Raw genomic sequence first — 23,056 nt, forward strand, 5'->3', positions numbered from 1 at the left:
ATTTGCAGGCAAACGCAAATCAATTGCCAATGGTAGGATCGCTTCGATCGATTCGCATCCCCGCTATGGATCTCAAAACTCTGATTCGCGACATTCCCGATTTTCCAAAACCTGGCATTTTGTTTCGCGACATCACCACGCTGCTCAACAATCCAGACGGGTTGCGCTACACGATCGACCGCTTGGCCGACTCCTGCGGAGATCTCAACGTTGAATATGTCGCTGGAATGGAATCGCGCGGCTTTATTTTTGGCACCGCTTTGGCTTACCGCTTAGGCGTTGGCTTCATCCCTGTGCGTAAACCGGGAAAGCTGCCCGCTCCCACGTTTTCCGGCGAATATTTGCTGGAATATGGCAGCGATCGCCTCGAAATGCATCAGGACGCCGTACCTCCTGACAGCCGCGTTTTGATCGTCGATGACCTGATCGCCACAGGCGGCACCGCCGCTGCCACCGCCAAGCTGATCGAACAGGCCAACGCTGAACTGGTAGGCTTTGCCTTTGTAATTGAGCTAACCTTTTTGCAAGGGCGCAAACAGCTTCCCGACGTTCCGATTCATACGCTTGTGCAGTATTAGGTTGCCACTTGCTCTTCGACTCCTATGACTTCTCGATCGACCCGCTCTTCTCGTCTCCAAACCATCGGCACTGGTGCTCGAAATTTCCTGACGGGCGAAACTTTTCGCTACATTGTCAAACGGCTGCTGCAAGCGCTGTTGACGCTGCTGTTGGCTTCAGCATTGTGCTTTGGAATTATTCAGCTTGCGCCCGGAGATTATTTGGATACGTTGCGATCGAATCCGCAGATCGATCAAGAAACGATCCAAGCTTTGCAGGAGCAGTTTGGCCTGGATCAGCCTGTGTGGGAGCAATATCGCCGCTGGCTAACGCAAATTCTGACGCAGGGCAATTTTGGCCGCAGTTTTGCCTACAACCGATCGGTGGCTGCGCTCTTGTGGGAGCGGGTTCCGGCCACGCTGCTGCTGTCGATCGCCTCCCTCCTAGTGACTTGGGCGATCGCCGTGCCGCTGGGAATTATTGGAGCGGTCAAGCAAAATACCTGGCTCGATCGAATTTTGCGCGTCCTGAGCTACACCGGACAAGGCTTTCCCGCCCTGATTACCGGATTGCTGCTGCTGTTTTTGGCGCAAAACCTGTCGCCGCTGGTTCCGGTTGGCGGCATGACCAGCATTGACCATTCGGATCTGTCCCCGATCGGCAAAGTTCTTGACATCGGCTGGCACATGATCTTTCCGACGCTGGCTTTGGGAATTACCGGATTTGCCGGACTGCAACGGCTCACACGCGGACAGATGCTCGATGTGATGCGCCAAAACTACATTCAAACCGCTCGCGCCAAAGGCTTGCCAGAAAATCGCGTCATCTACGTTCACGCCCTGCGAAATGCCGTCAACCCGCTGATCACGCTGCTGGGATTTGAGTTCGCTGGCTTGCTGGGCGGCGCATTCATTACCGAAAATTTGTTTGACTGGCCGGGATTGGGTCAACTGATTTTGCAGGCACTCACGGCCCAAGATCTGTACTTGGTGATGGCAAGTTTGATGATGGGAGCCGTCTTGCTGATCATTGGCAACTTACTTGCTGATTTGCTGCTCAGTGCCGTTGACCCGCGCATCAAGCTCTCAGAGATTGATTAGGCGAATGGGCAATACTCAGGCTGGTTCAACTTTTAGCGAGAAGCAAATCGAGCAATTTTGGTAAATGGTAGAAGACGAGCGAGTGTGACTTCGCGATCTGTGTCTTTAGGCGGCGTAAGATGAGAGCAAATTGCATCAAGATGAGAAGCAGCGCTCGCGCCAGCGGATGCTTTCGTATAATTGATGAAGTTTTGTTAAGGGATTTGTCATGAGTCTGAGTTTAGAGGAGATTGCAAATCGGCTAGAAAGCGAAAACTCTGCCGATCGCATGGTGGCACTCGCCTCACTGCGCGATTTTCCGGCTGCTGATGCCGTGCCGCTGATCAAAAAAATGCTGGACGACGACAATTTACAGATTCGATCGATGGCCGTGTTTGCGCTCGGCATCAAGCAAACCGAAGACTGCTACCCGATTTTGGTGCGAATTCTAGAAACCGACCCGGATTACGGCATTCGCGCTGACGCGGCGGGCGCACTGGGCTATCTCGAAGATGTCCGAGCACTATTGCCACTCAAGCGTGCTTTTTACGAAGATACAGACTGGCTGGTGCGCTTTAGTGCTGCTGTTGCTTTGGGAAATCTCAAAGATCCTGGTGCGCGAGATGTGCTGCGCCAAGCGCTCGACAGCCCGGAAACCGTACTTCAACAAGCGGCGATCGCGGCTCTGGGTGAAATCAAAGATGTCTCTTCGGTCGAAAAGCTGCTGACCTTTGCTCAGTCGGAAGATTGGCTGGTGCGTCAGCGATTAGCCGAAGCGCTTTCGCAACTGCCTTCTCCCAAAACGATTTCTGCCCTGCAATATCTGGCGAAGGACAATCACCCAAACGTTTCTGCCGCAGCCACGATCGCCCTGCAACGCCTCGAAGACGCTGACGCTAATCCCAGCTAAGACTGCCGCGATCGCCATCGATTGTGACGGGCAGGCCGACGGGCAAGCAGGCATTGACGCCATCGTGACCGAACGGCAGATCGGAGACGATCGGGATCTTCAGGTCAGATAGGCGATCGCGCAGCACTTCCTCAACCGTGAAGCTCGGAAGATTGGGCGGCGGCAAGCACTGGCTGAAGCGTCCGATCGCCACGCCGCGAATTTGCCTCAGTGCGCCGCTCATGCGCCACTGAGTCAGCATTCGATCGATGCGGTAGGGCGCTTCGGACACATCTTCGATCGCCAAAATCACGCCGTCCAAATCCGGCTGTGCTGCGGTATTCAGCAGATGCGTGGCAACCGTGAGATTTGCAGGCAACAATAGACCACGAGCCGCACCGCCTCCCCAGCCTTGACCGGAAAGCGACGGCAGTGATTTTCCGGCGACCCACTCGAAAAGCCGCTGCTGTGACCAGGTTGGCTCAGTGGCGATCGTCGTCAACAAAGGCGCATGGACGCCCGAAATTCCTTGCAGGCTGAGGCTCCACAGCAAGCTGGTAATATCCGAAAAGCCGATCAGCCATTTGGGTTCGCTGGGCGGCCACTGCCACTGCTCCAGCAGCCTTGCACCACCCCAGCCGCCACGAGCGCACAAAATTCCGCGACAGTCCGGATCTTTCCAGGCAATTTCTAGCTGCGATCGCCGCTCCTCGTCTGTTCCAGCCAGATAGCCGGATCGCCCGTCAAATCCCGGAGTCAGTTCAACCTGATAGCCTTGTGCTCGCCACAGTTCTACCCCGCGATCGAAAGCGGCGTATTCGCGCAGTGTGCCGCTGGGAGCAACGACGCAGAGGCGATCGCTGGGACGAAGGGGAGGAGGCGTTTGGCAGGACAGCATGAGCGGCGATCAAGTGTTGGCTTTGTGTGTGTCAAGAATATCACCGAGCCAAGATTCGACGCGATCGCCCATTGCGGCGATCGAATATTCAGCTTCGGCCTGATGGCGGCAGGCGTGGCGATCGAGTTTGTCTAATCGGGCGATCGCGCTGACGAGTCCAGCGACAGAATCGGGTTCAACCAGCCATCCCGTTTCACCATCGCGAACGATTTCAGCCGGGCCACCGCGACGGTAGGCAATGACGGGAACGCCACAGGCCAACGCTTCGATCGCCACATTGCCAAAGGCTTCTACCCAGCGCGGCGTCATCAGCAAACCGCAACATCGACCCAGAATTTGCTGAAGCTGAGCAGTCGGCAAAAATCCCTCATAGCTGATGGGTGCATGGGGATAAGTTTGCTGTAGCTGCTGCCAATAGTCGGAATCTTGCAGGATGCCCATGATTTTGAGCGATCGATTTGCGGTTTGACAAGCGGCGATCGCATCTTCCAGTCCTTTTTCCGGCGCAATCCGTCCGACCCAGGCCAGTGAATTTCCAGGCCGAGCACAAAATTCATACTGCGACAGGTCGAATCCGTTTCCTAAGACTCGGCAGGCAGCGGCAAAGGGAAACGTTTCAGCTTGAGCGCGACTGTGAACGCCGATCGATCCGGGAAAGTTTTGGGCGACCTGAGCGATCGCTGCATCCATTGTGTCTGTGAGCGATCCCATGCTGACCAGGTGCGCGATCGGACGGCGAAAAAATGGCGTCAGATAAAACGGCAGCCAGTCATAAGCAAAATTGATCAGCGCGTCGTAGTCGCTTTGAACGGTGCGGGCATAGTCCCACATGTGAGCCAGGACGGAATTGGCAGGCAGTTCGATCGCCGCTTCGCGACTCTGCGTTTGTGCCGTTGTTTGAAGTTGACCGGGGATCTGCTCGATTCGCACGTCCATATCGAGGACGGAACCTGCTGGAGCAACGATCGTGACCGCATGGCCTTTCAGCCTGAGCGCTTGGACGAGATTCCGCAGCGTCAATTCCACGCCGCCGCCGAGTCCGGAGCCGATCGCCCCGACGGAAGTGGAAAGCAGCAGCAGACGAAGGGAAGTTGAGGACACTAGCGGATCGAGGAGTTGAGGATAGGCAATTCGAGGTTGCGGCTTGAGGCTGCTAGACGATCGTACCGTTCCTTACCCCTCACCCCTGACCTGCACTTTGCGAAATCGCGAGCTTTTCCGAAATTTGCTTCGCGGCTTCTTGCAGATAGTCGAGGAATGTGCTGGCGACGACCGACAACTGCTTGCCCGACAAAGAAACAACGTACCACTGCCGATCGATCGGAAAGCCCTCGACATCAAGCACCACGAGTTCTCCGGCGTTTTCGTTGGTAAGCGTGTGGCGCGATAGGACGGAAATTCCCAGACCTCCGGCGATCGCCTGCTTGATCGCTTCGTTGCTGCCCAGTTCTAGGCGCACTTTCACCGTTAGATTTTTCTGATCGAGCATGGTTTGAATCGCTCGGCGTGTGCCTGATCCGGGTTCGCGCATGATGAACGGTTCTTCGGCCAAGCGTTCCAGCGTAATGTTGCGTTCTTTTTCCAGCGGGTGTCCAGCGGGTGCGATGACGACTAGGGGATTATCGAGAAACGGATGCGAATTGATTTCTAGATGTTCGGGCAACTGGCTCATCACATACAGATCGTCTTGATTGTTGGCGAGGCGATCGATGACGCGCTCGTGATTTGTGACCGTCAGCGAAACGTCGATGCCCGGATAAAGCTGACAAAATGGCCCCAGCAGCTTCGGCATGAAATATTTGGCCGTTGTAATGACCGACAGCCGCAAATGTCCTTGCTTCATGCCTTTGAGGTCAGCGACTTTCATCTCAAGCTGTTCAAGCTGACTAAAAATTTGCTGACAGGTTGAGAACAGTTCGCGTCCGGCCTCGGTCAGAAACAGCCGCTTGCCGACCTGCTCAAATAGGGGAAGACCAACGGCCTTGGTCAACTGCTTGACCTGCATTGAGACGGTGGGCTGGGTCAGAAACAGTTCTTCAGCGGCGCGAGTGAAGCTACCGTGACGAGCGGTCGCTTCAAAAACTTTGAGCTGGTGTAAGGTCGCGTGAATCAACGGTGCGGCTCCTCGATGGTTACAAGAGTTCGGATGCAATTCATAGAATAAAATCTATTGTATTATTAAAATATAGTGATTTTCATCTATGTGCCTTAAGGCTATCATAAATTGCAATGGCAACTCTACAAGTTCCCTTCCAGTCTGTGCCGCTCAATCAACAAGCTGCTGCTTAGCTTCAGGAAGCACCTGATTTCCACTCCTACAGTCGATCGGTTTTGCCGAAGATGACTAAGCAGAAACGCTCGATTGGGCGGCACTTTCTTTGAGTTGACCGATTGATGTAAGTTGTGTGTGAAGGCAGAGGAAAGGAATCGATCGAATGGCAGATATTGTAGACATCGCAGTTGGTGCAGACAATTTTAAAACGCTTGTGACCGCAGTAACCGCAGCAAATCTAGTCGAAACGCTCAAAAGTCCAGGGCCGTTCACCGTTTTCGCCCCCACTGATGATGCTTTCGCAAAATTGCCGCCTGGAACGATTCAAACGCTGGTGCAAAACATTCCGCAACTAACGCGAATTCTTTGCTATCACGTTGTTCCCGGTCGGCTGAAAAAAGAAGACCTCGCCAAAGTGAATTCTGTCACATCCGTTGAAGGCTCTACAATTCGCATCGACTGTTCGGACGGCTTTGAGGTGAAAAACGCAACCGTGATTGCTGCCGACATTGAAGCTGACAACGGCATTATTCACGTGATTGACAACGTGATTTTGATGGGATAGCCCATCCAGATGCAGCCAGTCCGGATCGCGATCGCTCCCTCAATTTCATTTGTGAGATTGGGGGAGCGATTGCTATGAACTTCTAGGAACAAACTTGTAAAGCTAGTTTAAGTAATTTTGCGAAAAATATGTTTCTGTTCGCTTTATTTCAGTTTTTCAGGCTTTTGCTGAAGGTCAACAAAGTAACGTTAAATACTATCAAACTGCTCTGTCGGCTGATGGATTGAATAGACAAAGCTTTGACTCTACAGGAAGACGTTTTAGTGAGAAGCGATCGGCACGATGGAACTTAATTCCACTCGTGCATTCTACAAACTTAGCGAGGAGGAAAATTAAAGATTGGAGTAAATCAAATGTCTACAATTGCAAAATCCGTTCAATGGCTGCCACTTTGTTCCACTGCGGCGATCGGCGTATTGTTCATCGTCATCGCTCACTGTTTCGCATGATTTCAAGCTGAAAAACAACTTTCGATCGACCCTGCTGCACATTCGCTTCAGCTAAAGCAGCTTGATTCGTATTTTTCCCACACTAACTTGAACTCAAAAGCGCGATCGATTGAATGATTTCGATCGCGCTCCTGGCAAGAATTGACTTTAACGAGCGATCGAGAAATCACTCGCCGTCAACTGCAATCCATTCGCTAGATCGGCAAACTGACCGCCAGAACCAAATCCTTTTGCTGCACCATTTTGGTTGTAAAACAGTGCGCCTGTTCTTTGAATATAGGTGATTTCGGCATCGCTGTTTCGGGCTTGGGCGATCGTTCTCACCGTTCTAAAATCCGATCGATCGACATTTCCAAACGTCGATCGACGCAGCACGATCGAATCTTCACCGCGCTCAAAGTCGGTGATGCGATCGATGCTCATTTTTTCGGGAGATCTCGATCGGCTAGGAGAAACACTACCAAACTGAAAGTCATCTGCGCCTTCTCCTCCGGTGAGTCGATCGGTTCCTGTGCCGCCGCTGAGTGTGTCCCTGCCTGTATCGCCAATCAATGTATCTCGACCGACTTCACCTGTGAGATTGTCGTTGCCTGCACCACCCACTAGCGTGTCATTTTCTTCTCCGCCCGTGAGATCGTCGTTGCCCTCAGTGAGATCAAGATTAAGGATCTTCCCGCTAGAAATGCCGTTGATGATCTCAAAACAGCCAATCCCTGCTTCATTGGTTCTAAAATTCTTGAAGAAATCCAGGATCGCAAAATCGTCTTTTACGTTGTACTTGCCGTCTCGATTCAGGTCGATCCCCAAATCTTTGCCCAGTCTTGCAAATCCGACAGTGCCACGTTCCATTGCAGCGGGAGAAATTCTGACGCCTACGATGATTATGGTGTCGGTACCATCATTTACACCTGCTCCAGTACCCAGACTTCCACCCGCCGCATATGATGGGGAGAACACGAAATCGGTGCTTCCATCTTTGTCTGGAGTGCCACCTGCACCAAGGTTGAGCTTCAAGATTTCAGCACCTGGAATACCACCAACATTTTCGATGAAGCCGGAGCCTGCACCAATTTTTCTCGACTCAGCAAAGAAACTTTCGATCGCCAGATCTTCATGCAAAGTAAATTTGCCATCGCGATTTAGATCAACTTGGAGTGCAACGCCGCTTCGTGCAAATCCCATTACACCTGGGGCAAACAACCCTAATGTTGGCGAACCACCTGTAAAAGTTACCGTGTCTATACCGCCTCTATCCTCAATGTAGGTAACACCTCCAGCTACATCGATCACAAAAGTCGTATCACCTGCATCGCCATCTCGCGATCGCAAGAAAGGCATGAAAAAAGGTGGAGGCCAAATGCTGAAATCAGCAGCAAGAATGTCAGTACCAGAAATGCCGCCGATCGTCTCGATAAAGCCTCGACCTGGAAGATTACTAGATGGGTTAGCAAAAAAATCCACAATGGTCAAATCTTCTGTCCAAACATCTTGACCGTCACGATTTAGATCAACATACAAATTGGTGGAGAAGCGATCGAATCCCATTACGCCAGGAGTTCGCTTTGCAAGTGTCGGGGAAGCATCAGTAAAAGTTAGCGAGTCCGTCCCACCTGAATCAGAAATAGTAGTGCCGCCTCCACTAGCAGCCGTCACAACGTAAGCTGTGTCGCTTGCGCTGTCTCCCGGTGAGTCGTAGAGAAGAGTTGGATTAAAAGACATTGGTTTCCCGCTCGAAAAGGTAAAAACTGTTACCGCCTAGCTCGAAAATACTCGATCTTCTAGCTCAAAGTATCCGGTTTTTCTCGTAAATGTTGCCTGGATGTGATGAAGATTTGGTGAGGAGCGATGTCGGTTTTCAAGCTGGCGCGATCGCCCCTCTTCTTTTTCCACATTCAATTGCCACGAAAAAGCAGCCTTGCTCATTGAGCAAAACTGCAATTTGTGTAATTAATCAGCGAAAAATTGTGCGAATTGCTAAACGCTATTTGACGCGAATCAAATCGTAGATTTCCAGATAGTCTTTGCCGGGATAATTCCACGAGTAATCGTAGTTCATGCCCTGCACCACAAGCTGATGAAATTCTTCCGGTGCATTGCGCCAAAGTCCGATCGCTCGATTGATCGCAAATTCAAGCGCATGATAATCGGTTTGATAAAAAACATAGCCGTTGCGCTGTTCGGGCAAATGCGTTTCATCGTAGTCGCGATCGAACACGGTATTTACTAAGCCACCGACACCGCGCACGATTGGAACTGTGCCGTATTTCAAGCCGATCATCTGCGTTAAGCCGCAGGGTTCGTAGTTGCTGGGCACGATGATCATGTCTGCGCCCGCATAAATTAAATGCGACAGTTCTTCGTTGAATCCGAGTTCAAGATGCACGTCGGGGTTGTCGTTGAGAAACTGCTTTTCGTGCTGAAAATGCGCGTTGATTCCGGCTTCCGTTGCTGATCCTAATAATACAAACTGGGCGTTTTGTTTGAGGGCGTGGTAGATCGCATGGTGAACGAGGTGTACACCTTTCTGTTCATCTAAGCGACCGATAAAACAGATGAGTGGTTTATCAGCATCTTGCAGAAGCAGTCGATCGCGCAGTGCTTTTTTATTTTGGGTTTTGCCTTCCAAATTTTCAGCGTTGAACTTGAAGGGAATGTAGCGATCGATTTCTGGGTTCCAAACATCATAATCGATACCGTTTAAGACTCCCCGGAACTTATCTTGATAAAGGTGCAGCGTGTGACCGAGACCATAGCCGACATCGGTGTGGCGAGCCTCCCAAGCGTGATGCGGTGAAACGGTGGTGACGAAATTGGAATAGACAATTCCGCCTTTCATGAAGTTGAGCGAGAACGGATTGAAATTGTCTTGCAGGCGATCGAGATTAAAATAATATTCGGGTCGATTTAATCCCGTTAAGGCTAATACGTTCTCGCCGCCAAAGCCTTGATGTTTAAAGTTGTGAATGGTGTAGCAAACGCGCTGGTTCTCCATGCCGATGTATTTGTACATCTCAAACAGCATGACGGGAACCAGTCCAGTTTGCCAGTCGTGGCAGTGAATCACGTCAGGACGTTTGTTGGTTTTGAGCAGAAATTCAAGGGCAGCTTTGCTGAAGAAAGCGAAGCGAATATTGTCATCATCGCAGCCGTAATAGCAGCCGCGATCGAAGTAAAAATCATCCGAATGCGGCTCAATAAAAAAGCACTGCCGTCCATGTACCCAGCCACAGAAAACGGTGCAGTGAATCGTGCCTTGATACCAAGGCACAAATAGATCGCGGTAGGCTTCATGCAGTCCCCAAATGTGGTCATAGCGCATACAGTCGTACTTGGGCAGAATGATTTCGACCGTGTTGCCGCGCGTTTCGAGTTCGCGACTTAGCCCATACACAACATCACCCAAGCCGCCCGCTTTGATCACCGGAGCGCATTCGGAGGCAATTTGTACGATATACATCTGTACGTCCTGCTGCTAATAGAAATTTGCCACTTCACAAAAGTATAGGAAGTTCTGAGCGATCGCAACCAACCTATGGCAGGTTTCAATTGAGGCAAAATTAGGCAGGACTGAGGATTTAGAGTGAGTGGAAGTAAAGAGATCAACCTAAAGTTATGACCGCTTGTTGATCCAAACCCCTGGAGGCTAGTGCCTGTATTAGAAGCCTAAAGCTAAAGCACAATAGCAGCCATTGTGCGGACAGCAATCTCGCGATCGATCCCGCACTTCCATTAATTTCAATGAATCTACAGCGATCGCGTCCCTGAGTCGATATTATGTCTGACGAGCACAACCTCCACACCACCCCAGCAGGACACGACTCAAGATGGCACGAATTTTCATTTCGGCGCAGCACGGCGGCATCGAAGGCGGCAGACCCGATCCGGGCGCGATCGTCGGCAACACAACCGAAGCCGCCGAAATGATTCAGCTACGCAATCTCGTCGTTGCCGAACTGCGATCGCGCAATCAGCTTGTCCTCTCTGTGCCCGACGACCTCAGCCAAGAGCAAACCCTTTCCTGGATCAACACTCGCGCCCAGCCCGGAGACGTTGCCCTCGAAATTGCTGCCAACGCCTACGGCAACCCGTCCGTGCGCGGAGCCAGCGTCTTCTATATCGTCAACAACGCTCAGCGCAAAGGCCACGCCGAACTTGTCCTGATGGCCTATTTGCAGCGCGTCCCCCAACTGCCCAGTCGCGGCGCAATTCCTGATACCGCAACCGCGACGGGCAGCCTTGCCTTCTGCCGCCGCCTCACCATCCCCTCGCTGATCATGGAAGTCGTCGTCTTGACCAACCCAGACGATCGCGCCATTTTGCAAAACCGCCGCCGCGATCTTGCTGTGGGCATTGCCGATGGACTGGTTGCCTTCAGCCGCGCCGTCAACAACACGACACCCACACCGCCCGATGTTGTCTATGAAGCGATCGACATCAACGTGAACGGCGGCATCTACGGTGAGCGCGGCATCATCGTCAACGGCAACGCCTATATTCCAATCGATCTGGTCGATCGACTGGGCGTGAATCTAGCCGACGCGCCCAACGTGGTGCGGCTCACCTATCGCGGCGTTGTTTACGTCAAAGCGATCGAACTGCGCGACTTTAATATCTCGGTGAGTTGGGATGCCACCACGCGCACCGTCACCTTGCGATCGGCAATCGGCAATTGTCCGGGCGCATTCGATCGGATTATGGGATTTGGCAACACCAGCGAAGTGCAGTTGCTTGTTTTTCTCAAGTCAAACAACGAAAGTGCCGTGACGGTTTTTCCCGACTTGCCGCGCCTTTATCGCGAAGAAGGCGCGATCGAGCGCGTCAATCACGATATCGCCTTTGCCCAAATGTGTGTCGAAACTGATTTTCTCCGCTTTGGGCGTGACGTGCTGCCCACGCAAAACAACTTCGCCGGATTGGGAGCCGCAGGCGGCGAAAATGTCTCGGCCTCATTTCCCAGTGCCCGAATCGGGGTGCGAGCGCAAATTCAGCACCTCAAAGCTTATGCCAGTACCGAACCGCTCGTGCAAGAACTGGTCGATCCGCGCTTTCGGTTCGTGACGCGCGGCATTGCACCGCTGGTCGGGCAGCTTAGCGGACGCTGGAGAGCCGACCCCAACTATGGCGCGAACATTCTTGCCGTTTTGCGGCGGCTGTATGAATCAGCCGGATTGCTGTAGAAACTCGATCGCAACCGCAAAACCTGATATCTTCCCGTAAAAGCACGATCGCGCTGAAAATCTGTCGCTAGACTCTAGATCGAAGCGCTTTTGCGCCTCTACAGTCTCCTACAGCATTTGTGCGGCAGTTAGCCATGTATATCGACCATGTTCACTTCTATGTCGAAGATGCAAAAGCGTGGCGCGACTGGTTCGTTTCCATCTTTGGATTTAGCCCGATCGCATCCGGCTTGAGTGCCGACACGCACAGCGAAGTCGTTGGCATCGGGCGAATTTGCATAGTACTGTCTGCGGCACGAACTGAGCAAAGCGCGATCGCGCAATATCTGCGGCAGCATCCGCCTGGCGTTGTGAATATTGCGCTGCGTGTTCCGCAGCTTGAGCCAGTTTTGGCGCAGGCGATCGCAGCAGGAATGCCGCTGCTGCAATCAATTCAGACGCGATCGCAGCAGCGCTGGGCAATCGTTGGCGGCTGGGAATCGCTTCAGCACACGCTAATCGAAGGCGACGGACTGGCAGCAGCGCTGGCGCATCTAGGCAGCGAGCGTTCGATCGAGTTCGCTCCGGTTCCACCATCACAACATTCGCCATTTTTGGGTGTCGATCACGTTGTATTGAACGTTGCCGCAGGCGAATTAGAGCGGGCAGTTGCTTGGTATGAAGCAGGATTAGGACTGTGCCGCCAGCAGGTGTTCGCGATTCACACCGATCGATCGGCACTGTGCAGCCAGGTGTTGAAGCATCCACAAGGTTCGGTGCAAATGCCGATTAATGAACCTGCTTCTTCCAGTTCACAAATCCAAGAATTTCTCGACCATAATCGCGGTGCGGGCATTCAGCACATTGCGATCGCCACTGCAAATGTGGTCGAGTCGATCGCTCGTTTGCGGCAGCGCGGCTTGGCGTTTCTGCCCGTTCCCCAAACCTATTACGACGAACTGCCGCAGCGATCGGGCTTTCAACTGTTGGCAGCGCAGTGGCAAGCGATCGCCCGTGAGCAGGTGTTGGTAGATTGGCCGAGCGATCGTCCGGAAGCGATGTTGCTTCAAGCGTTTACGCAGCCAATTTTTTCGCAACCCACTTTCTTTTTTGAACTGATTGAGCGCCAACGCTATCAGGTAAATCAGCGCACGCATCAGGCAGAAGGCTTTGGCGAAGGCAATTTTCGCGCGTTGTTTGAGGCGATCGAGCGAGAACAACTGAAGCGCGGTAGCCTACAGTGAAGCGCGACTAGGGCGTGGCTTCAGAAGCGCTAGCAGCAGTGGATGGTGTGCGACCGCGAAGCGCTCTTTGCAGGAATCGATCCCCCTGCTTGAGCAGGGCAGATTGGGTCGTCTGCGTCTCTCGTGTTGCTTGCTTTCTCTTGGACTCCTCGTGCCTTCTGCGACACCCGGTTATCTCCTATAAAGTTGCAAAAAATGTAACCAAAACATCTTGTTCAACGTGGGAATGCCACAGTAGAAGCATCGAATCCATGTAAGGTGAGGAGATTATGAAGACTCGATCGATGGCAAAGGTTCCAGCGCGGTTTCTACTGCCTTTGGCGCTAGGTTTGGCAAGTGTGATGATGGTGCTTCCGGCAAATGCTCAACAGTCCCAACAGCTTATGCGAACGATTACGGTAACAGGTCAAGGTAGCGAGGATATTCCAACGACGATTACGCAGGTGCGGCTGGGCGTGGAAGTGCAGGGTCGGACGGCGGAGGAAGTGCAGCAGGAGGCGGCAAGGCGATCGAGTGCTGTTGTGGATTTGCTGCGATCGCGCAATGTGCAAAAGCTGCAAACGACGGGGATCAGTCTTAATCCGATCTATAGCTATGAAGACAATCGACAGCGGCTGACGGGCTATTCGGCCACCAACACGGTTAGCTTTGAAATTGTGACGGATCAGGCAGGCTCGATCCTCGATGATGCGGTGAGTGCAGGTGCAAGCCGCATTGATGGGGTCAGCTTTATTGCCAGTGATGAAGCGATCGCCCAAGCTCGTCAGGTGGCGTTGCGCGAGGCGACGCAAGAAGCGCGGCAGCAGGCGCAAGCGGTGCTGGAAAGCTTGAACCTCAGCGAGCAAGAGATCGTGGGCATTCAAGTGAATGGTGCGAGTGCTCCACCGCCGCCGCCTGTTGCGCTTCAAGCATTGGCGCAGCGAGCAGAACTGTCTGATGCCCGCACTCCCGTTGTGGGTGGCGAGCAGGAAGTGCAAGCGTCTGTGACGCTGCAAATTCGCTACTAAGGTGAGTGTTAACAGGCAGTGATCCTCCCCAACCCTCCTTAGCAAGGAGGGAGCCGAACCACACCTCAAAGTCCCCCTTGAAAAGGGGGATTTAGGGGGATCAATGCCTGCAAAGAGCGCTTCGCAATCGGACACCCTCCACTCCTGCTAGCGCTTTTAACACACCCTATGCTTTTGCTAATTTGCCGCTCAAGTTCTTTAGAAGAAAGTTGAGGGGCGAATTTTTTGGCGATCGGCTAATTGCGGTACAGGTCTTTTCTGCGCCCACCCTCTCTGGGGAGAGAGGCGATCGAGCCTTGCTGCTGGCTAGGCTGTAGAAAACAATACAAATTCTAGATGGAATCTAAAACAAAGCTTAAGATTTTTAACTTTTGACCTGAATCTGCTGAATTACTGATCTAAGTTTGGAAGATAAACGGTATAGTCGGTACGAATTAACACAACATATTTTTTAACAATTGAATCTTTGACATTTACACCACCATGTTTATTAGCAACTATCAAATCCTCGTTGTCGATGACATTCCTGATAATGTGTTTCTGCTGCAAATGCTGCTAGAGGCAGAAGGATACGAGGTTGAAACGGCTCCAGATGGCAGCACCGCGCTTCAAAAAGTCAAGGAAATTCAGCCCAATCTTATTCTGTTGGATGTGATGATGCCGGATTTGAGCGGCTTTGAAGTGACGCGCCGCATTCGGGAAGATGAAGCAGTTTCCGATATTCCGATCGTTCTACTGACGGCTCACGACGAAGCTAGCTTGAACGAAGGGCTTGAAGCTGGAGCGAATGAATTTCTGCGGAAGCCGCTGGAGTGCGATCGCCTGCTAGAGCGAGTCAAAGCATACTGCCCTAGCGTGATAGCGTCATAACCTAAAGCTCTGCTTCTGTATAGATTTCAACGCAAAGTTGATATCACTACAGTAAAAGCAGTTGGGTTCAACCAGGTTTCCATGTCTCCCGCGCAGCAAGACCGCGCCCTGCGGCAACACATCAAAGCGATTACCAGCACGAAACCCGTTGCGGCTGCCAGTGCCGTTGGCCTGCGCTATGTGTCGGATGACGCACCGGGAATCACTCGCAAGCGATCGCGGCGTGCCGAAGCGAACTCGCGCCAGGACGACAGCTTTGTTTACACGGATGCGAACGGGCGGCGAGTGCGCGATCGCCAAACGCTAGAGCGTATCCGGGCGTTGGGCATTCCGCCCGCTTGGGAACAGGTGTGGATTTGCCCAATCGAAAATGGTCATTTGCAGGCGACCGGACGCGACGCCAAAGGCCGCAAGCAATATCGCTATCATGCGCTTTGGCGACAAATTCGCGACCAAACGAAGTTCACCAAAATGATTGCGTTCAGCGAAACATTGCCGAAGCTCCGTCAGCAAATTAATCACGACCTGGCTCTGCCCGGACTGCCAAAACAAAAAGTTTTAGCAACGGTCTTGCGGCTGATGGAACTGACTCGTATTCGAGTTGGCAATGAGGAATATGCCAAGACAAACAACTCGTTCGGCTTGACTACGATGCAAGACGAACATGTGGATATTTCTGGTTCAACCGTGCGTTTTCAGTTTCGCGGCAAAAGCGGCGTTGAACACGATATTGAAGTGCGCGATCGCCGCCTTGCAAACATCATCAAGCGCTGCCGCGACATTGCCGGACAAGAACTGTTTCAGTACATTGATGACAACGGCGATCGCCAGTCGATTGATTCTGGCGATGTCAATGAATACCTGAAAGAAGTCACCGGACAAGACTTTACCGCCAAAGATTTTCGCACTTGGGCAGGCACAGTTTTAGCTGCCAGAGAACTGCACGGACTGGGTGAATGTTCTTCCCAAACTGAAGCGAAAAAAGCGCTCGTTCAAGCGATCAAAACCGTTTCGCAACACTTGGGAAACCGCCCGGCCACCTGCCGCAAATACTACGTTCATCCCACGATTCTGGACTGCTATCTGGATGGTTCACTCTGCCAAATCGTGCAGCAGCATCTCGATCAAGAGTTAGCGATTGATCCGCACGGTTTGCGTCAGGAAGAACTGGCGGTTGTCATGCTGCTCAAGCAGCAGCTTCTCCAAGAGCTACAGCAGCAAGTCGCCAGCTAAATGACCTACTTTGCTCGTCCTGTCTGCTGATGATAGCTCATGTAGATGACCGCAGCGGTTTCGGCAGCGAGCAGGGCAATTCCCGGCGCAGCGATCGGAATCCACCCGCGATCGAGCAGCAGTCCCCAGCTTACTCCGGCGATCGTGACGACTGCGAGAATTGTGCCTGCCGCCAGCTTGACGGGATGACGCAGCCAAACGGCGATCGCGCCGCCGACACCCGCCCAAACCACAATCCAACCAATTTCGATCGCATCCGGCCAGAACCAGTAGAGCGCTTTTGGATCAGTTGCGCTATCGAGAATTTGGCTGACGATTTGCGCGTGCAGCATCACGCCCGCCATTTGAAAATCAGTTGATTCCCCGGCGCTGTACGGTGTCGTAAACAAGTCTTTGGCGCTCGGTGCAGTTGTGCCAATCAGGACGATTTGATTGTTGATCTGGGCGGGATCGATGCGATCGCTCAGTACATCTGTGAGCGTCAGGCGATGGGCAACCGCCTCGATCGCCCGATAGCGCAGCAAAATTTGATAGCCTGCTGTGTCTGCGTGCTGATAGCCGCCTGCTGTTGGCTGAAGCGGCACAAAGGTTGTTTTGCCAATCTGAAGATAGTCCCGCATCTCTGGATTGCTTTGGGGTTTGAGGTTTTGCCGCGCGAGATATTGCAGGGCAACGCGCAGAGCAAAGGAATAATATGTCGTGCCATCCGGCGGCGAGGCAAACAGCAGGGCGCGACGGGCAACGCCGTCCGGGTCAAGCGGCATATCGTTAAAGCCGATGCGATCGATCGGCACGTTTGGCGGTGGCGGAATGCGATCGGTGTTGCTGGTTCCCAGATTCGTGATCGCCACGAGATTGTCGGCCTGTAGCTGCTGCGCCAGTTCTGCCGCGCCGGGAGCTTGAGGAATGTCGCGATGCAAATCCAAACCAATCACGGCGGGCTGATGCTGCTGGAGGTTCGCGATCGCCTGCGCCAGCGATCGATCGGTTGGCGTCGTCCGCTGAAGCTGCTGCAAATCGGTTTCGGTGATTTCTACCAGCGTCAGCCGAGAATCAGATGGCATCTGCGGCTGGAGGCGCACCATGCGATCGAACGCAGCCAGTTCAAGCGATTCAAACCAGCCAAGCTGTCTGCTGCCCAGCACAATTGCGGCGATCGCCAGGGAAGCGATCGCCGCACTGCGCCACCGTCGGCGTAGCGGAGCGCCTAACGTGGTTTCGACCACATCTTCTATTTTCTCCTGTTCACCCTGCGGCAGCAAAATGCTGGGAATGCTCGTCAATTCTGTGGGTAGTTCGGCCAAATGCTGCAACGCTCGCAGCACTTCATGCGCCGACTGATAGCGCTCTCTTGCCTGAAGCCGCACCATGCGATTGAGGACGATCGCCAGTCCCAAACTCACCTTTGCCTCACTTTGCCACAGCAGTTCTCCGGTGTCGGGGTCTTCGGGCAACACCGAGGGCTGATAGCCTGTGAGCGCGTGAATCGCCGTCATCCCCAGCGCATATAGATCGCTACAGTAGCGCGGCTTTCCGGCAAGCTGTTCGGCTGGCGTATAGCCCTGCGTGCCAATGCCCACTGTGAAGCTAGAGTGACCCGCCTGCTGCAAAATCTGAGTTTGAATTTCTTTGACCGCGCCAAAATCGATCAGCACAATCCTTCCATCGCTGCGGCGGCGAATCAAATTTCCTGGCTTGATGTCGCGATGAATCACATGCTGGCCGTGCACGAATTCCAAAATGTTCAGCACGTCCTTGAGCAAATCGATCGCTTCCATTTCGCGATACGGCTCCCGATTGGCAAATTCCTCGCTCAGCGTTTCCCCGTCAACATATTCCTGTACCAGATAAAATTCGTTGTCTTCCTCAAAGGAATCGAGCAGAGCCGGAATTTGATTGTGCTGGCCGACCTTGCGGAGCGTTTCGACTTCCGTATCAAACAGGCGGCGGGCGATCGCCAAAAACTGAGGTTCCTGATTGCTCGGCTTAAACTGTTTGATCACGCAGGACAAACTGTCGGGCTGCTGCGTATCCTGCGCCAAAAAAGTTTGCCCAAAGCCGCCAGTGCCCAGTTCTGCAATCAGCTTATATCGGCCTGCCAGTAGTCCCATGCGCTCCAGTGGCGATCGTCTTTCGATTCTGGCATACAATTCTGGGGCTAGCCGGACGCAATCCGTCGCGATCGCGCCTCGCTTCCTCATCGACTCAGCCAAGACGCGATCGCTGAATTCAATTGCCGCTGTCAGCGAGTCTTAAAACTGAATGTGGCGACACAGGTTTCAAGATTGACTTCAGCAGTGGAGATGTCGATCGAGGTGCTTAGCGCACTACGAAATCGCGGGAAGTAATCAATCCTTGAGGCGTGTTGCGTAAGGTTGCCAGCGTGACAAAATTCGTTCCAGATCCCACGCCATCCGCATCAATTTGAATTCGCGTAGCGGCTCCTACCTGACCCAGGCGAACGAACTGCTGTAGCCGATTGACATCACTTGCGCCTTCCACCTGAAAAGCAGGCTGACGAAAGATTTGTCGCAAATCAATCAGGTCTTGCCCGATTCTGAAGCCGACGATCGCATCGTTGCCGTCATTGACGCGCTCATACACGAACAGATCGCGACCTGTTCCGCCGTTGAGCGTATCGGCTCCTGCCCCGCCAATTAAAACATCATTGCCAGCATCGCCGTTGAGCGTACTCTGCCGCCACCGCCTGTGAGCAAATCATCGCTCTGCCTGCCAATCAGCCGATCGCCGCTTGCTGCTCCAAACAGGCGGTCTTTGCGCGGTGTTCCCTGCAAGACGCGATTGCGACGAGTCGATCGCAACACCGCGCCACGATTGACCCGAAAGTTAATTGGCGGTAGGGCAGTGCCGAGGACTCCATCGGTCGGAGGAGGAGTTAAGAAAACCGTCGTATTGATTAGAACGGTCGCAGTACCGCCGCTATTTGCCGTTGCAATGTCCAGCTTGCCGTCGCCATTCAGGTCAGCGACTGCCACTGCACCGGGCGATCGCCCAGTAATTGGAAAAGCAATTTGAGGCAGAAAGCCACCGCTGCCATTGTTGAGCAGCACGGATACCGAGGCATCGCTGAAGCTGGTTGCACTCGTGCCGAAGTTTGCTGCTGCAATGTCAGGTCTGCCATCTTCGTTGAAGTCACCCACCGCGATCGAGAAAGGTCTTCCGCTAACCGGAAAAATGCTTTGAGGTAGAAACCCGCCGCTGCCATTGTTGAGCAGCACGGATACTGAGTCATCGTCAAGATTTGAAACAGCTAGATCGGCCTGACCATCGCTGTTGAAATCGTTCACTGCTGCTGAAGCTGGCGACAGCCCAGTTGCAAAAATGCTTTGAGGCAAAAAACCGCCACTGCCATTGTTGAGCAGCACGGATACTGAGTCATCGCTGAAATTTATCGTTGCAATGTCAGGTCTGCCGTCACGGTTGAAGTCAGCCGCAACCGTTGAGGAAACGTTTCGCCCAGTCGGAAAAGCAGTTCGAGGCAGAAACCCGCCACTGCCATTGTTAAGCAGGACGGATACAGAGCCGTTGATGCTGTCGCTTCCTACCGCCAAGTCAAGTCTGCCGTCACGATTAAAGTCGTTCACCGCGATCGAGAAGGGCGACAGCCCAGTCGCAAAAACGCTTTGAGGCAGAAATCCGCCGCTACCGTTGTTGAGCAGGACAGAGACCGAGGCATCGCCACGATTCGCGACAGCCAGGTCGAGTCTACCATCTGCATTAAAGTCGCCTACTGCGACCTCTTCAGGAGCAGCTCCCACTGTAAAAGGAGTTTGAGAAAGAAAACTGCCGCTGCCGTTGTTGAGCAGCACGAACACCGGTCGAGTGTCATTACCACCTATGGCAACCAGATCCGGTCTACCATCTCCGTTGAAGTCGCCCGCTGCCAGTGAGAAAGGACTCAGTTCAGCCGCAAGAGTCGATCGAGTCGAAAAGGTAAGCGTTGTCATCGAGATCACTCCTGATCAAGAGGTTTAATAGATTGAATCGTGAGATTGAACCGTGAGAGTGCAGGCAGTTCCTGGACTCGCTCGACATCACAAGCGATCGCTTTTTGTCGATCGCCCAGCCAACATCAGTGAATGGCGATCGCACTGTGACAGGCCGCGATCGTGACAGGCCGCGATCGATCATTATCTTGCAAATGCTGCGGCATTTCGATCCACTCCTCAACGCTCATGCCCTTTGAACTGCGCCATACTGTTTGACGATTCGCCACTCCCTCTATGATCACTGGAACGACCAAACTTCTCGGCGTGATCGGCCACCCGATCGCCCACTCGCTTTCGCCCGTCATGCACAACGCCGCGATCGCCCATCTCGGCTTAGATTTTGTTTATCTGCCGCTGCCTGTGCCGCCCGATCGATTAGCGCAGGCGATTGAGGGATTTGACGCGATCGATCTGCAAGGCTTTAGCGTCACCATTCCGCACAAGCAGGCGATTATGCCGCTGTTGCAGGAAATTTCGCCAACGGCAAAGACGATTGGCGCGGTGAATACCGTTGCTCGCACCGATCGCGGCTGGTTTGGCACCAATACCGACGCGATCGGATTTCTGGCTCCGCTGCGGGAACTGAATCGATCGTGGCGGCGAGCCGTAATCTTAGGCAATGGCGGCGCAGCGCGAGCAGTCGTAGCTGGATGTCAAACGCTTGGCTGTGCAGAAATTCAAGTGGTGGGACGCGATCGCAGCAAGCTCGACGCTTTCCGCACTAGTTGGCCGGAGAATTTGCCGCTCACCGTTCACGCTTGGTTCGATCTGCCGACGCTGCTTCCCCAAGCGGATTTGCTGGTCAACACGACACCGATCGGAATGCATCCAAACAGCGATCGATCGCCGCTCGAAGCACTCGATCGCTTGTCGGACACGGCGATCGTCTATGACTTGATCTACACGCCGCGTCCGACTCTGCTGTTGCAGCAGGCGCAAGCGCGGGGACTCAGGGCGATCGATGGCCTCGAAATGCTGGTGCAGCAGGGAGCCGCCGCGCTGGAACTTTGGATAAAGCAGCCTGTTCCTGTTGAGGTGATGCGGCAGGCTTTGGAAGCAGCTTTGGCAAAGCACTAATCGGTTTTAGGGGCGATCGAGCTTACCCAAAGGCTTTGCCCTCATCCCCCAACCCCTTCTCCCTTGGGGAGAAGGGGAACCGAACCGAATTCAAAGTCCCTCTCCCTCAGGGAGAGGGATTTAGGGTGAGGGCGGCTGTTCCTAATTGATAATCCTACTAATCGCCTTTTGGATCGATCGCCTCAAACGCCGGACAAAATCCTTCTGGTGTAACTTTGAAGCCGTAGAGCGGTGAGGCTTGATTCCAGCAGCGGCTCGCCCGGAAGTGGACGCAGGTTTCGCAGCATTCCAGGTCGATTGCCGGAGCGGTTTCGTGAATGCGGCTGAGCAGTTCGCGCTGCGGCAATCCGCGCAAAATCAGTTCGTCCCCTTGCCAGCGAGCTTCCACCACGCCCGTATCCGCGAAGTTCTGCCAGCGCGGATCGGCAGCGAGGCCATCCGGCAGCGTGATCATGATGGTGGTTTCCAGTTCAGTCAGTTCGCCTTCATAGCGAGCATCCGGGGCAGCAGGCTGAATGAACACTTCACCGATCGGCAGTTCCACCTGAGTTCCGGCTGAAGGCGAATGGAGCTGATAGCGATTGTGCAGTTCTTCCAAATTCGTCAAATCGCTCAGATATGTCGGCGCACCGTGAACAAAAACAACATGCTGCGGACGCAAATTGTGAATAAGCTGTGTCGTTCCCGCCCCGTCGCAGTGTTCGCTCAGCAGATAAGACTCGATCGCGACCTGATCGGCTCTTTGCCAATCATGCCAGTCGGTTCGATCGCTTTGCCCCGGTCGCTGCGGCAGCAACACCAGCCAAGACAAATCGCACAAATACGGTGCGGGATCGGCTTCTTCTTGAACGATGACGATGCAGGGATGCTTCAGTTCAGTGTCAGGCGTGTGACGGCGCACATGTGGACGAATGCGATCGTCCCAAAACAGCGCTTGATGTCGAGCGAAATTCTGCACCGAACTGGGAAAATGCGGCAGCAGTTCTAGATAAGCATCGCAGGCAGCGGCGATCGACTCGTCCACCCAAATTTCGATCGGGCGTCCTGTGAAGTGATGGTGACTCCGCAACAGCATCAGCAGTTCTTGTCCCAGTCCCAGCGTCGGGGCGGGCAGCAGGATCGATCGCCCACTTGCCAAAGCGCGATTGATTCGTTCGGCAAGCCGATTTTCCTGCTGCCGACGATGCGGATAGCGAGCCGTGCCGTAGCTGCCTTCGAGAATCAGCACGTCGGGCTTGAGGCTTCGCAGTTCACCCAGCGGCAAACCATCGACCAAGCGCGAATTTGATAGGAAAAAGTCGCCGCTGTAAAAAACAGTCTGCGTCCGCTCTTGAGTCGTGTAGCTCAGCAGCAGTGCCGCTGCTCCAGGCAAATGTCCAGCGGGAATCAGCTCGGCACTGAGTCCGTCAAAAAATTCCAGGGGCGATCGCCAAGGCAAAGCGTGACAAAAGGCAGGAACCGATCGATCGAGCCAGTTGAGCGGCAAAAGCTGCGCCGTCACTTCGCTGGCATAGATCGGCAGTTGCGGAAACGCCTCATGCAGGGCAAGCAGTCCCCGCGCATGATCGGCATGAGCATGACTGCACAGCACCAAGTCAGGCGGATTCGATCGCTGCAAGTCATCCAGCAGCGGCGTCAAGCTCTTCAGTCCGCAGTCGAGCAGAACGCGATAGGGGCCAAGTCGCAGCAGTAAACAAATGCCCTCGTCGGTGTGACCCACGCCGTAGGGCAGGCATTCGAGATCAATCA

Annotated in this window: 20 protein-coding genes; 10 read left to right on the forward strand and 10 right to left on the reverse strand. The window is 53.5% G+C overall.

Annotated elements, in window-relative coordinates; genetic code table 11:
• The first annotated feature begins 65 nt into the window (after positions 1 to 65).
• From H6F67_RS18150 to H6F67_RS18160, 3 genes are all read left to right on the forward strand, one after another.
• Complete coding sequence (locus H6F67_RS18150; RefSeq protein WP_190768082.1) at positions 66 to 578, forward strand: adenine phosphoribosyltransferase; 513 nt, start codon at positions 66 to 68, stop codon at positions 576 to 578.
• Between the two features lie 24 nt (positions 579 to 602).
• A complete protein-coding gene (locus tag H6F67_RS18155; protein WP_190768038.1) occupies positions 603 to 1,658 on the forward strand; it encodes an ABC transporter permease in 1,056 nt (351 codons plus the stop codon).
• 208 nt (positions 1,659 to 1,866) lie between these two features.
• Positions 1,867 to 2,547: a HEAT repeat domain-containing protein gene (locus H6F67_RS18160; protein ID WP_190768039.1), complete on the forward strand. Its 681-nt coding sequence runs from the start codon at positions 1,867 to 1,869 to the stop codon at positions 2,545 to 2,547.
• On the opposite strand, the gene H6F67_RS18165 is transcribed toward H6F67_RS18160, so the two are convergent.
• The 3 genes from H6F67_RS18165 to H6F67_RS18175 form a co-directional block, all read right to left on the reverse strand.
• The gene (locus H6F67_RS18165) at positions 2,534 to 3,424 is read right to left on the reverse strand and encodes an LD-carboxypeptidase (protein ID WP_190768040.1); all 891 of its coding nucleotides are present in this window, start codon (positions 3,422 to 3,424) and stop codon (positions 2,534 to 2,536) included. The two genes, H6F67_RS18160 and H6F67_RS18165, sit on opposite strands and share 14 nt — an antisense overlap.
• 9 nt (positions 3,425 to 3,433) lie before the next feature.
• The gene (locus tag H6F67_RS18170) at positions 3,434 to 4,525 is read right to left on the reverse strand and encodes a glycosyltransferase family 4 protein (protein ID WP_190768041.1); all 1,092 of its coding nucleotides are present in this window, start codon (positions 4,523 to 4,525) and stop codon (positions 3,434 to 3,436) included.
• A 79-nt stretch (positions 4,526 to 4,604) separates the two neighbouring features.
• On the reverse strand, positions 4,605 to 5,537 hold the full coding sequence (locus H6F67_RS18175; RefSeq protein WP_190768042.1) for a LysR family transcriptional regulator: 933 nt from the start codon (positions 5,535 to 5,537) through the stop codon (positions 4,605 to 4,607).
• 322 nt (positions 5,538 to 5,859) lie between these two features.
• Between H6F67_RS18175 and H6F67_RS18180 the strand changes: the two genes are divergently transcribed.
• A complete protein-coding gene (locus tag H6F67_RS18180; protein ID WP_190768043.1) occupies positions 5,860 to 6,261 on the forward strand; it encodes a fasciclin domain-containing protein in 402 nt (133 codons plus the stop codon).
• A gap of 596 nt (positions 6,262 to 6,857) precedes the next feature.
• On the opposite strand, the gene H6F67_RS18185 is transcribed toward H6F67_RS18180, so the two are convergent.
• Both H6F67_RS18185 and glgA read right to left on the reverse strand, forming a co-directional pair.
• Complete coding sequence (locus H6F67_RS18185) at positions 6,858 to 8,429, reverse strand: calcium-binding protein (RefSeq protein ID WP_190768044.1); 1,572 nt, start codon at positions 8,427 to 8,429, stop codon at positions 6,858 to 6,860.
• Positions 8,430 to 8,691: 262 nt separating this feature from the next.
• A complete protein-coding gene (gene glgA, locus H6F67_RS18190; RefSeq protein ID WP_190768045.1) occupies positions 8,692 to 10,167 on the reverse strand; it encodes a glycogen synthase GlgA in 1,476 nt (491 codons plus the stop codon).
• Between the two features lie 367 nt (positions 10,168 to 10,534).
• Between glgA and H6F67_RS18195 the strand changes: the two genes are divergently transcribed.
• The 5 genes from H6F67_RS18195 (at position 10,535) to H6F67_RS18215 (ending at position 16,220) form a co-directional block, all read left to right on the forward strand.
• Positions 10,535 to 11,887 (forward strand): N-acetylmuramoyl-L-alanine amidase, encoded by a 1,353-nt coding sequence (locus tag H6F67_RS18195; protein ID WP_190768046.1) that lies wholly within the window; start codon positions 10,535 to 10,537, stop codon positions 11,885 to 11,887.
• Positions 11,888 to 12,021: 134 nt separating this feature from the next.
• Positions 12,022 to 13,110, forward strand: coding sequence for a 4-hydroxyphenylpyruvate dioxygenase (gene hppD / locus H6F67_RS18200; RefSeq protein ID WP_190768047.1), 1,089 nt, complete (start codon positions 12,022 to 12,024; stop codon positions 13,108 to 13,110).
• 284 nt (positions 13,111 to 13,394) lie between these two features.
• Positions 13,395 to 14,117 (forward strand): SIMPL domain-containing protein, encoded by a 723-nt coding sequence (locus tag H6F67_RS18205; RefSeq protein WP_242020704.1) that lies wholly within the window; start codon positions 13,395 to 13,397, stop codon positions 14,115 to 14,117.
• Between the two features lie 483 nt (positions 14,118 to 14,600).
• Positions 14,601 to 14,987 carry a response regulator gene (locus tag H6F67_RS18210; RefSeq protein ID WP_190768049.1) on the forward strand — a complete coding sequence of 129 codons (387 nt, stop codon included), beginning with the start codon at positions 14,601 to 14,603 and terminating at the stop codon, positions 14,985 to 14,987.
• 81 nt (positions 14,988 to 15,068) lie between these two features.
• Complete coding sequence (locus tag H6F67_RS18215) at positions 15,069 to 16,220, forward strand: DNA topoisomerase IB (RefSeq protein ID WP_190768050.1); 1,152 nt, start codon at positions 15,069 to 15,071, stop codon at positions 16,218 to 16,220.
• Between the two features lie 5 nt (positions 16,221 to 16,225).
• On the opposite strand, the gene H6F67_RS18220 is transcribed toward H6F67_RS18215, so the two are convergent.
• The 4 genes from H6F67_RS18220 to H6F67_RS18240 form a co-directional block, all read right to left on the reverse strand.
• Positions 16,226 to 18,421 carry a CHASE2 domain-containing protein gene (locus H6F67_RS18220; protein ID WP_206753916.1) on the reverse strand — a complete coding sequence of 732 codons (2,196 nt, stop codon included), beginning with the start codon at positions 18,419 to 18,421 and terminating at the stop codon, positions 16,226 to 16,228.
• A 118-nt stretch (positions 18,422 to 18,539) separates the two neighbouring features.
• A complete protein-coding gene (locus H6F67_RS27835; RefSeq protein ID WP_396798381.1) occupies positions 18,540 to 18,878 on the reverse strand; it encodes a type I secretion C-terminal target domain-containing protein in 339 nt (112 codons plus the stop codon).
• Positions 18,878 to 20,188 carry a VCBS repeat-containing protein gene (locus H6F67_RS18235; protein ID WP_277874609.1) on the reverse strand — a complete coding sequence of 437 codons (1,311 nt, stop codon included), beginning with the start codon at positions 20,186 to 20,188 and terminating at the stop codon, positions 18,878 to 18,880. The genes H6F67_RS27835 and H6F67_RS18235 overlap by 1 nt, the downstream gene beginning before the upstream one ends.
• A 125-nt stretch (positions 20,189 to 20,313) precedes the next feature.
• Positions 20,314 to 20,457, reverse strand: coding sequence for a hypothetical protein (locus H6F67_RS18240; RefSeq protein ID WP_190768052.1), 144 nt, complete (start codon positions 20,455 to 20,457; stop codon positions 20,314 to 20,316).
• A gap of 7 nt (positions 20,458 to 20,464) precedes the next feature.
• Between H6F67_RS18240 and H6F67_RS18245 the strand changes: the two genes are divergently transcribed.
• A complete protein-coding gene (locus tag H6F67_RS18245) occupies positions 20,465 to 21,307 on the forward strand; it encodes a shikimate dehydrogenase (RefSeq protein WP_190768053.1) in 843 nt (280 codons plus the stop codon).
• Positions 21,308 to 21,464: 157 nt separating this feature from the next.
• Here the strand turns inward: H6F67_RS18245 and H6F67_RS18250 are convergent, their stop codons facing one another.
• On the reverse strand, positions 21,465 to 23,054 hold the full coding sequence (locus H6F67_RS18250; protein ID WP_190768083.1) for an MBL fold metallo-hydrolase: 1,590 nt from the start codon (positions 23,052 to 23,054) through the stop codon (positions 21,465 to 21,467).
• Between the last annotated feature and the right edge of the window lie 2 nt (positions 23,055 to 23,056).

It is taken from the genome of Microcoleus sp. FACHB-1515 (genome assembly GCF_014696105.1).
Lineage (GTDB): Bacteria > Cyanobacteriota > Cyanobacteriia > Elainellales > Elainellaceae > JAAUTJ01.